Genomic DNA, 12082 nt, shown 5'->3' on the forward strand with positions numbered 1-12082 from the left:
TCGAGTGCATGTCACTCGGGCCCATTTTCTTGACCGACCCCTCGATTGACGGAGACGAACAGTGACCGAGCGCAGCGGCGCCGACATCTTGATGGACACCCTTGTTGAGCAGGGAGTCGAAGTGGTCTTCGGCTACCCCGGCGGCGCCGTGCTTCCCATCTATGATGCGCTGTTCAAAGACAACCGCATCCGCCACATCCTCGTCCGGCACGAAGCTGGCGCGGCCCACGCCGCCGAAGGTTACGCGCGTTCGACAGGCAAGCCCGGCGTCGTTCTCGTCACTTCCGGCCCCGGCGCGACCAATGCGGTCACCGGAATTGCCGATGCGTTCATGGATTCGATCCCGATGGTCGTCCTGACCGGACAGGTCGCGACCGCGATGATCGGTACCGACGCGTTCCAGGAAGCGGACACGATCGGCATCACGCGCCACTGCACGAAGCACAACTACCTCGTGAAGGATCCGGCAGATCTTGCCGCGACAATCAACGAGGCGTTCAAGATCGCCACGACCGGTCGCCCCGGCCCTGTCGTCATCGACATTCCCAAGGACGTCCAGGTCGCCAGTGCACCTGCCACGCAGTCGGAGCCGCGCTCGCGCTTCAACCCGCCGACGACCGGCGCGCCCGAAGCCATCGTCGAGGCCGTTGCCATGCTGGCGGCAGCCAAGGCTCCTGTCCTTTATACCGGCGGCGGGGTCATCAATTCGGGGCCCGAGGCTTCGGAACTGCTGCGCGAGCTTCAGGATCTTTGCGGCGCTCCGCTGACCAGCACGCTCATGGGCCTCGGCGCTTTCCCCGCGCAGAACAAGGCGTGGCTGGGGATGCTGGGCATGCACGGCACCTATGAAGCCAACATGGCGATGAACCGCTCGGACCTCGTCGTGGCCATCGGCGCGCGTTTCGACGACCGCGTCACCGGCCGTATCGAGGATTTTGCCCCCAACGCGAAGAAAATCCACATCGACATCGATCGTTCGTCCATCAACAAGACGGTTCAGGTCGACTTGCCGATCATCGGCGACTGCACGCTCGTCCTGCGCCAGATGATCGACGAGTGGAAGTCGACCGGCGCTTCGGCCCAGAACCTTGCCGAATGGTACGCCCGGATCGATGGTTGGCGCGCGCGCAACTCGCTCGCCTATCCGCAATCCGAAGAAGAGATAATGCCGCAGCTGGCCATCGAACGCCTGTTCGAACTGACCAGGCAGTACGATCCAATCATCACCACCGAAGTCGGCCAGCACCAGATGTGGGCGGCCCAGCACTTCCACTTCTTCTCGCCCAACAAGTGGCTGACGAGTGGCGGTCTGGGCACGATGGGTTACGGCCTCCCCGCCGCGATCGGCGCGCAGCTGGGCAATCCCGACGCGCTGGTCATCGACGTCGCGGGCGAAGCCTCGATCCAGATGAACATTCAGGAACTTGGCACGGCCAGCCAGTATCGCCTGCCGGTCAAGATCTTCATCCTCAACAACGAATACATGGGCATGGTCCGCCAGTGGCAGGAACTCACCTATGAATCGCGCTATTCGAATTCTTACTCGGACTCGCTGCCCGATTTCGTGAAGCTGGCCGAAGCGTATGGCTGGAAGGGCATCGTGATCGACAATCTCGACGATCTCGATGCCGGAATCACGGCGATGATCGAACATGACGGCCCCGTCATCGTCGATTGCCGGGTCGCCAAGCTGGCAAACTGCCTGCCGATGTTCCGGTCGGGCGCTTCGCACACCGACATGATCCTCTATGGTGACGAGGCGCCCGCCGCCATTACCGTCACTGCCGAACAGAAAGCATCTGTCTGATGCACATCCAGCATCGCGAGCAGGAACGCCATGTTCTTGCCATCACCGTCGATAACGAAAGCGGCATCCTGGCCAAGATCGCGGGCCTTTTCACCGCGCGCGGCTACAACATCGATTCGCTGACGGTTGCCGACATATCGGAAAACCACAACGTCAGCCGCATCACGATCGTGACCCACGGTCCGCCGGCAGTGATCGACCAGATTCATGCACAGCTCGAAAGGCTGGTGCCGGTTCACAAGGTTTCGGATCTTACCGAACTGGGCCCGCACGTCGAACGCGAACTCGCGCTCGTGAAAGTCGCCGGCAAGGGCGACAACCGGGTCGAGGCGCTGCGTCTTGCCGACGTCTATCGCGCCAAGGTGGTGGATTCGACGACCGAGAGTTTCATCTTCGAAATCACCGGCGCCCCTGAGAAGATCGACAGTTTCGTGGCATTGATGCGCGAGCTAGGTCTGGTCGAAGTGGGCCGCACCGGCATCGTGGGCATGATGCGCGGCGTGAACGGGGCCTGATTTCGTTCCAAACGATACATTTGAAGCAATCATCCAACACAGCTATGCGCCGCTGCGTAATCCGGCGGCCTGGCCATATCAGCAGGCGAAAAGCCAAGGGGAATTGAAGTGAAAGTCTATTACGACGCCGACTGCGACCTGAACCTGGTCAAGGACAAGAAGATCGCCATCGTCGGCTATGGCTCGCAGGGTCACGCCCACGCCCAGAACCTGCGCGATTCCGGCGTGTCGGAAGTCGCCATCGCGCTGCGTCCCGGCTCGGCCACGGCCAAGAAGGCTGAAGGCGCGGGCTTCAAGGTCATGACCAACTCGGAAGCTGCCGAGTGGGCCGACCTCATCATGATCCTCGCCCCCGACGAACATCAGGCCGCGATCTACAATGACGACATCGCCGGCAAGATGAAGCCCGGTTCGGCCCTTGCTTTCGCGCACGGCCTCAACGTCCACTTCGGCCTGATCGAGGCTCCGAAGGACATCGACGTCATCATGATCGCGCCGAAGGGCCCGGGCCACACCGTGCGCAGCGAATACCAGCGTGGCGGCGGCGTGCCCTGCCTGATCGCGGTCGAGAACGACGCCAGCGGCAATGCGCATGACGTCGCCCTCGCTTACGCCAGCGCCGTTGGCGGTGGCCGTTCGGGCATCATCGAGACCAACTTCCGCGAAGAGTGTGAAACCGACCTGTTCGGTGAGCAGGCCGTGCTTTGCGGCGGCGCGACCGCGCTGGTCCAGGCCGGTTTCGAAACGCTGGTCGAAGCCGGTTACGCACCGGAAATGGCCTACTTCGAATGCCTCCACGAACTGAAGCTGATCGTCGACCTGATGTATGAAGGCGGTATCGCCAACATGCGCTACTCGATCTCGAACACCGCCGAATACGGCGACATCAAGACCGGCCCGCGCATCATCACGGAAGAAACGAAGAAGGAAATGAAGCGCGTCCTCGAAGACATCCAGTCGGGCCGCTTCGTGAAGGACTTCGTCCTCGACAACCGCGCCGGTCAGCCCGAGCTGAAGGCTTCGCGCAAGGCCGCCCAGCGCCACCAGATCGAGGAAACCGGCGCCAAGCTTCGTGCGATGATGCCGTGGATCGGCGCGAACGCGCTGGTCGACAAGGAAAAGAACTGATCCTCTCGCGCTTCGGCGCGGATTGACGGACAGAACGGCCCGCCGGATCATCGCGATCCGGCGGGTCTTTTCGTTGATGCACGCAATTTTTTCGGGCGGTTACATCGTTGTACCTAATTGAAGGCCGTTGATGGCAGGCCCAATTGCCCTTGCGGGAGTGCAAACTCAGCAAAAGGGAAACCCGATGAAGCGCCATTTCGTACCTGTCATTCTCGCCGCCGCCGGTCTCGCCGTGGCTGCCCCCGTTCTTGCCGACCACCACGAGGAAGCGGGCTTGCCCGGCGTCGTCGACGTCTCGCGCGTTGCGGCCGGCACTTATGCGGCTGACCCGAACCACACGCTGGTCGGCTGGCGCGTCAATCACTTCGGCTTCAACGATTATTTCGGAATCTTCGGTGCCGTAAGCGGCACGCTGGAACTCGACCCAGCCGATCCGGCTTCGGCCAAGCTCGATGTCACCATACCCATTTCCGCGGTTACCGTGGCCGCGTCAGGTCTCAAGGATCACCTCCTGCGCCCCGGTTCGGAAGGCGCAGCACCCGATTTCTTTGGCCCCGAACCTGCCCCTGCCCGCTTCGTCTCGACGATGGTAACCCCGACCGGCGAAACCACTGCCCAGATCGTCGGCGACCTGACGATGAACGGCGTGACCGCACCGGTCACGATCAACGCCAGGTTCACCGGCGCAGGCGCGAACCCGATGAACAAGGCCGAGACCGTCGGCTTCGAAGGCCGGGCCATGTTGAAGCATAGCACTTTCGGCATCGACACGTTCGTTCCGTTGGTCTCGGACGAGGTTGAGCTCGACATCACGGCTGCTTTCGAAAAAGAGTGACACGGCTGGTCCGGCGCGGGCGTAAGGCCGCGTCGGACCTTCCCCTTCGCAAAGACGGCCGCTTGCGTTAGGCCTTGCCCCCGGGGTCAGATTAAAGGGGGCAATTCATGAAATGTCGGATCATTTGCGGACTTCTGACTGGCTGCGCGCTCATCGCGGCGACACCGGTGGCGGCAGAACCGATCGTGCTCCGCGATGTTCAGGTTCTGGACCTGAACGCGGCAGAGCCAGCGCCGGTCGCGGGGCGTTCCATTTTCATCGATGACGGCAAGATCGTGGCGATTGGTCCGACGGACGAAGTTGACGCACCAGCCGAGGCGCAAGTGATCAATGGCCTTGGCCGGATCGTAATGCCCGGTCTCTACGACATGCACGTACATATCTGGGACGACGCGGAGCTGGCCGCTTATCTGGCGCACGGGGTGACGACGGTCCGCAATGCCTCGGGCATGCCGTTCCATCTGCGGCTCGCCGAACGGATATCGAGCGGGAATCTGGCCGGACCGCGCCTCATCACGACCGGTCCGATCCTCAACAGCCATGGCCCTAACGGCCAGATCATCCACCAGTACGTCGACACCGAGACCGAGGCCCGCGAAGCCGTGCGTGCCCAGCACGCAGCGGGCTTTCGCCGGATCAAGGTCTATTCGAATCTCACGCCAGAGGCATGGCGCGGTATCAAGGCCGAGGCCGATGCGCTTGGCATGACGATCATGGGTCACACACCCGAAGGCCGCCGGACGGCGGGGATGCCTTACGAAAAGCCGTTCGACATTCCATTTGAGGAAATGCTCGACGAGGGTTTCGTGACTTTCGAGCACACCGAAAGCATCGTCTGGCATGGCCTGCGCGACAGTCGCGACCCCGATGCGGCCATGCCGCTGGCCGACCAGGTTGCCGAGGCTGGCATCGCCGTCGATCCGACGCTGGTCGCGTTTTACAATCTGCTCCGTACGGCAGAGACCAAGGGGGAATACATCTCACGCCCCGGCACCGAATGGCTTAATCCCATGCTCGTGGGGCAGGAACAGGAAAATTACGAGCGCTGGACCAACGAAGAGGTCGCCCCTGCGCGCGAGGCGTTCGAGTTCTACAAGCTGATGACCAAGGCCATGCACGATGCCGGAGTTACATTGGTCGCCGGAAGCGATGCGGGCATTTATTCCAATCCGGCGGGGCTTTCGCTGATCGACGAACTGAATCTGCTTGTCGAAGCAGGTCTGTCTCCGGTCGAAGCCCTGAAATCCGCGACGATCAACGCGGCAAAAGTTCTTGAAGAGTCCGGAACGCACGCCTGCATCGCGGCTGGATGCACTGCCGATCTCCTCTTGCTCGACGCCGATCCGACGCAGGCTCTGGCCCACCTCTCCGATCCCGCGCTCGTGATCGCACAAGGCAAAGTCCACGACCGCGACGCGATCGCCGCGCTCAAAGTGCTGGCCACCAAGGCCGATCTCGCCAGGACGCAGGCCAACGTGGTCGAGGGTTTGCAAGCACAAGGCACCGACGTCACGCCGCTGCTGCAAGGGTCCGGTGGCTGATCTTCCTCCCCCGCGTCAGGGCGTATCCGAGTTCTTTCGGTTTCAACCGTTACTATCTGGCAGAAATCCGCCAGATTCGGGTCTGGACAAAGAGGATTCGAACGACCATAGCCGCTTTCGAAATGACAGCGATTTACGCCCCTACGGCCCTAGGCCTGCTGCTTCGACTTACTCGCCCTCGGGCGTGACCCTTGCGCTGTCCGCTGGCGGCGCACCTGTCGCCCGGGGGATCGAAAGCCACGTTATCCAGTCGAATTAGCCAAGAAGTTCCTGTCATGACCCAAGCTGCTACCGTCCAGGTGCCTACCGGGATGTTGAAAGACCCCTCGCGCAAATACCGCGCGTTCCCGCAGATCGACATCGCCGATCGCCAATGGCCCTCACGTACGATCACCAAGCCGCCCCGCTGGCTCTCCACCGACATGCGCGACGGCAACCAGTCGCTTATCGACCCGATGGACAGCGTGAAGAAGAACCGCTTCTTCGACCTGCTCGTCAAAGTCGGTCTGAAAGAGATCGAAGTCGGTTTCCCTGCTGCTGGTGCGACCGAATTCGATTTCATCCAGAACCTCGTGCGTTCGGGCCGCATTCCAGACGACGTGATGGTGCAGGTCCTGACGCAGAGCCGCGAGGACCTGATCCGCACCAGCTTCGACAGCCTCGAAGGCGCGAAGCAGGCGATCGTGCACGTCTACAACGCAGTTTCGCCCGCGTGGCGCGACATCGTGTTCAAGATGAGCAAGGACGAAGTCCGCGGCATCGCCGAGGCAGGCGCCAAGGTCATCCGTGACGAAGCGGGCAAGCGCCCCGGCACCGACTGGCACTTTGAATATTCGCCCGAAACCTTCAGCACGGCCGAACTCGATTTCTCGATCGAGTGCTGCGAGGCGGTGATGCAGATCCTGCAGCCCACGCCCGAACGGCCTATCATCCTTAACCTGCCGGCAACGGTCGAGTGTGCGACGCCCAACATCTACGCCGACCAGATCGAGTATTTCTGCCGCAACCTGCCCAACCGCGAGAGCGCGATCGTGTCTTTGCACACGCATAACGACCGCGGCACCGGCGTCGCAGCCGCGGAACTTGGCATCATGGCAGGCGCGGACCGCGTCGAAGGCTGCCTGTTCGGCAATGGCGAGCGTACGGGCAACTGCTGCCTCGTGACGGTTGCGCTTAACATGTACACGCAAGGGGTCGACCCCGGCCTCGATTTCTCGGACATCGACGAGGTGATCGAGACGGTCGAGTACTGCAACCAGATTCCCGTGCACCAGCGCCACCCCTATGGCGGCGAACTGGTATTTACCGCGTTTTCGGGCAGCCACCAGGACGCGATCAAGAAGGGCTTCGAGGCGCACGAAAAACAGAACGACGAGCAGTGGCGCGTGCCGTACCTGCCGATCGATCCTGCCGATCTGGGCCGTAATTACGAAGCCGTGATCCGCGTCAATTCGCAGTCCGGCAAGGGCGGGTTTGCCTGGGTGCTGGAGCAGGACAAGGGCCTGAAGCTGCCCAAGCGGATGCAGGCGCATTTCTCCAAGGCGGTGCAGCGCATGGCCGATGAGACGGGCCGCGAGCTCAACGCCGAGGATATCTGGACGACGTTCCGGCACGAATACCACCTGTCGCGTCCGCAGCACTTCCAGTTGGTGGATTACGAGGAACAACGCGCCAAGGACGGCACCCGCGTCTTCTCCGGCACGATCAGCGAGGGCGGCAAGGAACGGACCGTTTCAGGCCGGGGCAACGGCTTGATCTCGTCGGTTGTTGCGACGCTGTCCGATGCATTCGGCATGACGCTGGAAGTGCTCGACTATTCCGAACACGCGCTCGCCAAGGGTTCGGATGCGCGCGCGGCCGCATATGTCGAGTGCATGACCGAGGCTGGTGATATCGTCTGGGGTGTCGGCATCAGCGCCGACGTCGCGACCGCCAGCGTTCGCGCGATCCTCAGCGCCGCAAACGCAACGCGCCCCGAATAACGTTGTTCATGTCGGCGACGGGAACACCTGTCGCCGACACGCCTACAGGGTGCCTACCGCACCCCAGAGCACTTCGGCCATCGCATCGAGTTCACAATAGTCCTTGCCGCGACCGATCGGGTCGCGCCGGTTCAGCACGAATGGCCCAGCGCCGCCCATTTCCAGCCCACGCGCCAGACCGCGCTGGATAAGACGGATTCGCGCAAGCGCAACATCCCGTGCAAGCAGTTCATCACGACTGCGAGTGTGCGACCACTCCATTTCAACTGCGCCGACCCTTTCGAACACCAGTTCATTGTACACTTGATGTGGTCCGCGATGTAGCGGCAGGCCGCTATCGAACGCAGCCGCCTCTGTGGCCGGCAACAGTATGCCGTTCACGTTGAAATCGTCGAACCACTCCCCCCTGGGAGAGATCGAGGAGAACATTGCCGAGAAACTGCGACGGCCAAAGGTCTGTCGCGGCAGCAAGTGGTGTTTCTGCCACCCCCTTCGATAGCCCGTCCGGCCACGCCGGTTAACGTTCACGAACCGACGAAGCGGTTCAGAAATATGGCAATTCGGTAACGTCCCCCTCCTCAAGCCGCTTAATGGGAAGGCAGGTTTAAGGAAAAGGTGACTTTCTAAGGTAAATTTTCTTGCCACTGTCGCGAGGCCCGATCTCGAAAGAGCCGAAACCGTCGACCTCGACGATCTCGTTATCGGTAACCGGTCCTTCGGTGACGAGATGATCGACCATGCGGATCGCGATCTTCGCCTGTTCCGGCATGGGAAGCGGCGCAAGGTCTAACCAGACTTCCTGACCGCCGAACGGTTCTAGGCCCCTGGTCACGAGACCGCCCTCGCCATTACCCTGCAACGCGACGAGCACCATCGCCGGAAAGGCGCCTCCGTCCAGCCAGGTTCCAGCTACTCTGGAAAAAAAGTCGGCGCCGCAGACCGTGCCCGATACTGTCCAGCCCACCGCCGCTGCACCTTCCAGCGCGGCAATCTGCGCGGCGATACCGGTCATCGTCCGCAGCATTGCCGGAAACTTGCAAGCGCCACTGTTCGCGACGGTCAGTTCGATAGAGGGGCCTTTGGGCAGATCTACCGGATTGGCGGCGATATATTGCGGAGAACCGATCCCGTTCTTCGCAGCACCCAGCACAAATTCGCAGCCGTCCCGCGTCAGCGCTATCGGCAAAGCATTCGCGCCAAACGCAGCGACGACCACTGCCTCTGCCGCCGTCGCATCACCGAACCAGAATCGGAAACAGGCCTGCGATGCCAGCGTCGTCTGATCGGAGTTTTGTGCGTTGCCGTCCATCGTTCCGCGCTCCCATCGCGCCCTGGTGACGCTATGCAACCCCTCCGCAACCCCGTCGAGACCCTAGCCGGGTGTTGTATCCGATCTAGACATAATAGCCCCTGCACGCGGCAGGCGCGCCACACCTAGAAGATGCCCAAAACCATGCCTTCGGCCAAGGCGGAACCCAGTTCGCAGCAAGCCGTAGCGTCCGGGTGACCAAGGGTCTTGGCCGCAAGGATCGCTTCCGGTGTCTGCGCCGCAAAGTTCACGATGAGTGGATCGGCCACCCGCTTAAGCCGCCAGCCTTGGGCGATCCGATCGATCTGACGGGTCGCGCCTTCCCCGTCCGAACCTGCGGCGATGGCCGTGGCGAACGCCCTGCCCTCGATCCGCCCGAGGACAGGATAATACGACCGATCGAAGAACTCCTTCATCGCACCCGACATGGTGGCAAGATTTTCGGGGCATACGAACAGATAGGCTGCGGCCCGCAAGAGATCGTCGGGACCAGCGTCATCGCAATAAAGGAGCCTCGCACGGTCCCCCGCACCATCCTTTGCCGCGCGGGCCATCGCCTCGGCTCCACCGGTTCTTGAGTGCCAGACGATCAGAAGGTGCGGGTCATCGCTCATATCCGCTATCGCTAGCAGGTCGAGCGCAGCACTGGAAAGGCGTGGAAGCCGATAGCGCCAACCTTTGCGCTGAAGGCCCTCGATACTGTATCCGATTGTCATGGCATCAGTTGCAGGACTCAACGAACTCGACAATGCGGCTTGCGGGGTTACCCGCTCGCTTAGCGGCAAGGCATGGCGCTGGCGTGGCGGGAACATGGCGCTCGGTTCGGGCGGCGGCATGGCGGGGGACGATCTCGTCATGCAGTTGCTGACCTCGCGGGGCGTCGCGCCCGACGATATCGAGCGCCACCGCAACCCGACGATCCGCGACTTCCTGCCTGACCCTTCGATCTTCGCTGACATGGACGTTGCCGCCGACCGGCTGGCGCAGGCCGTCGTGTCTGGCGAAGCAATCACGATCTACGGCGACTACGACGTCGACGGCGCGACGAGCAGCGCGCTGCTGATCCGCCTTCTGCGCGAACTGGGCGCAAACCCGTCGCACTACATCCCCGACCGTTTGCTCGAAGGATACGGCCCGTCGGGCGAGGCGCTGGTGAAGATCGGTGAGCAGGGCTCCAGCCTGATCGTTACCGTCGATTGCGGCGCGATGGCGCACGAGGCGCTGGCGATGGCGCATGATGCGGGCATCGACGTAATCGTGGTCGACCATCACAAGTGCGCGGCTGAGAACCCGAAGACCGTCGCGCTGGTGAACCCCAACCGGCTCGATTCGACCGACGAGGCGGCATCGCACGGGCATCTTGCGGCCGTGGGAGTTGCTTTCCTGCTGAGTGTGGCGCTGGTGCGGACATTGCGCGGACAGGGCTTTTTTGCCAACCGCCCCACCCCCGACCTCATGGGCCTGCTCGATCTGGTCGCGCTGGGCACGGTTGCCGACGTCGCGCCGATCCACGGGCTCAATCGCGCTTTCGTAGCTCAGGGCCTGAAGGTCATGGCGCATCGCCGCAATGTCGGCCTCAGCGCGCTGATCGACACGAGCCGCCTTAAGCGCGCGCCACAGTGCAGTGATCTGGGCTTCGCGCTCGGGCCCCGGATCAATGCCGGTGGCCGCGTCGGGGAATCGACCCTCGGCGTGCGCCTGCTCACCGGTGAGGATTTGCCAGAGGTTCAGGACATCGCCGCCCGCCTCGACGGGCTGAACGAAGAGCGCCGCGCGATCGAGGCCGAGGTCCAGGCCGCGGCCGAGGAACAACTGGCAGGACAGCACAACCGCTCGGTCCTCGTCCTCTCAGGCAAAGGCTGGCATCCGGGCGTCATCGGCATCGTCGCCGGTCGCATCAAGGAAAAGGCAGGCAAACCCACCATCGTCATCGCCGTGGACGAGGACGGTGAAGGAAAGGGTTCCGGCCGCTCGTTATCGGGCGTGGATCTTGGCGCGGCCATCATTGCGGCACGCGAACACGGCCTGCTGGTCAAAGGCGGCGGCCACGCGATGGCGGCCGGCCTGACGGTCGAGGAAAGCCGGATCGACGCGCTGGCCGACTGGTTGGACAGCCAGCTTGCCCGCGACGTTGACCGCGCGCGCGCCTCTCAGGCGACCTTCGTTGACATCTCGGTCAGTCCGCGTGGGCTGCAGCCCGATCTTGTCGAACTGCTCGAATCGGCCGGCCCCTTCGGCGTCGGCTGGCCCGCCCCGCGCATCGCGGTGGGGCCGGTGAAGCTGGTAAAGGCGGATGTGGTCGGTAACGGCCATGTGCGCCTGATCGCATCGGGACAGGACGGGGCGCGGTTCAAGGCCATCGCCTTTCGCGCAGAGGAAAGCGACATGGGACAGGCACTGCTCCACGCATCGCGCGGGCGCAGCATGTGGCTTGCCGGGCGTCCCAAGATCGACGACTGGGGCTCTGTCCCTGCGGCGGAACTTCATGTCGAGGACGCGGCGTTCGCAGATTGAGGCAGAGCATGACGCGACATTTTCGTGCCCGCGCAATAAAAGTGCAAAAGGCCCCTTGACCGTCCGCGAATGCACTCGTAGATGGCCGGCCTGCACCGCGACGTGGCCCCTTCGTCTAGCGGTTAGGACGCGGCCCTTTCACGGCTGAAACACGGGTTCGATTCCCGTAGGGGTCACCACGCGGTGCAGTATTTGCCACCCCGGCGCGGCGTTTGCCCCGGTAAGGCATGGCCCCTTCGTCTAGCGGTCAGGACGCGGCCCTCTCACGGCTGAAACACGGGTTCGATTCCCGTAGGGGTCACCATAAAAATCAATGACTTAGAGGGGCGAGACTCCCTTTCGTCAAATATATCCACACAGATGCGAGCGGATGCATTCGCAGGGCGGAACGCTCCATTTGGCCGAGTCCAGCTCGGCTGGGCGACCCTCATCGCTCCCCTTATGGCTGAAA

At 62.6% G+C, this 12082-nt stretch carries 10 protein-coding genes and 2 tRNA genes; 9 read left to right on the top strand and 3 right to left on the bottom strand.

Annotated features, from left to right (window positions below; translation table 11 throughout):
- Nucleotides 1-61: 61 nt before the first annotated feature.
- The 6 genes from ilvB (at nt 62) to leuA (ending at nt 7808) form a co-directional block, all read left to right on the top strand.
- The gene (ilvB, locus tag A9D15_RS03320) at nt 62-1807 is read left to right on the top strand and encodes a biosynthetic-type acetolactate synthase large subunit (protein WP_082924220.1); all 1746 of its coding nucleotides are present in this window, start codon (nt 62-64) and stop codon (nt 1805-1807) included.
- A complete protein-coding gene (gene ilvN / locus A9D15_RS03325; RefSeq protein WP_066761738.1) occupies nt 1807-2322 on the top strand; it encodes an acetolactate synthase small subunit in 516 nt (171 codons plus the stop codon). Before ilvB ends, ilvN begins: the two co-directional genes overlap by 1 nt.
- Nucleotides 2323-2430: 108 nt before the next feature.
- The gene (gene ilvC, locus A9D15_RS03330) at nt 2431-3450 is read left to right on the top strand and encodes a ketol-acid reductoisomerase (RefSeq protein ID WP_066761740.1); all 1020 of its coding nucleotides are present in this window, start codon (nt 2431-2433) and stop codon (nt 3448-3450) included.
- Nucleotides 3451-3634: 184 nt separating this feature from the next.
- Nucleotides 3635-4285 (top strand): YceI family protein, encoded by a 651-nt coding sequence (locus A9D15_RS03335; RefSeq protein WP_066761742.1) that lies wholly within the window; start codon nt 3635-3637, stop codon nt 4283-4285.
- A gap of 107 nt (nt 4286-4392) precedes the next feature.
- The gene (locus tag A9D15_RS03340; protein ID WP_066761744.1) at nt 4393-5826 is read left to right on the top strand and encodes an amidohydrolase family protein; all 1434 of its coding nucleotides are present in this window, start codon (nt 4393-4395) and stop codon (nt 5824-5826) included.
- 275 nt (nt 5827-6101) lie between these two features.
- Nucleotides 6102-7808, top strand: coding sequence for a 2-isopropylmalate synthase (leuA, locus tag A9D15_RS03345; protein WP_229660374.1), 1707 nt, complete (start codon nt 6102-6104; stop codon nt 7806-7808).
- 42 nt (nt 7809-7850) lie between these two features.
- Here leuA and A9D15_RS03350 read toward each other — a convergent pair whose 3' ends face one another.
- The 3 genes from A9D15_RS03350 to A9D15_RS03360 form a co-directional block, all read right to left on the bottom strand.
- A complete protein-coding gene (locus A9D15_RS03350; protein ID WP_308419919.1) occupies nt 7851-8453 on the bottom strand; it encodes an AHH domain-containing protein in 603 nt (200 codons plus the stop codon).
- Nucleotides 8413-9117, bottom strand: a complete 705-nt coding sequence (locus tag A9D15_RS16705) for a hypothetical protein (protein WP_066761750.1) — start codon at nt 9115-9117, stop codon at nt 8413-8415. The genes A9D15_RS03350 and A9D15_RS16705 overlap by 41 nt, the downstream gene beginning before the upstream one ends.
- Before the next feature lie 125 nt (nt 9118-9242).
- A complete protein-coding gene (locus A9D15_RS03360) occupies nt 9243-9731 on the bottom strand; it encodes a flavodoxin family protein (protein ID WP_066761819.1) in 489 nt (162 codons plus the stop codon).
- 100 nt (nt 9732-9831) lie between these two features.
- Here A9D15_RS03360 and recJ point away from each other — a divergent pair, with 100 nt between their 5' ends.
- The 3 genes from recJ (at nt 9832) to A9D15_RS03375 (ending at nt 11935) form a co-directional block, all read left to right on the top strand.
- Entirely contained in the window at nt 9832-11631 is a 1800-nt protein-coding gene (gene recJ, locus A9D15_RS03365; RefSeq protein WP_066761751.1) for a single-stranded-DNA-specific exonuclease RecJ, read from the top strand.
- 104 nt (nt 11632-11735) lie between these two features.
- A tRNA-Glu gene (locus A9D15_RS03370) sits at nt 11736-11810 on the top strand.
- A 50-nt stretch (nt 11811-11860) separates the two neighbouring features.
- Nucleotides 11861-11935: transfer RNA gene (locus A9D15_RS03375), tRNA-Glu, on the top strand.
- Nucleotides 11936-12082 lie beyond the last annotated feature (147 nt).

Source organism: Croceicoccus pelagius, from assembly GCF_001661915.1.
In the GTDB taxonomy this organism is placed as follows: Bacteria; Pseudomonadota; Alphaproteobacteria; order Sphingomonadales; family Sphingomonadaceae; genus Croceicoccus; species Croceicoccus pelagius.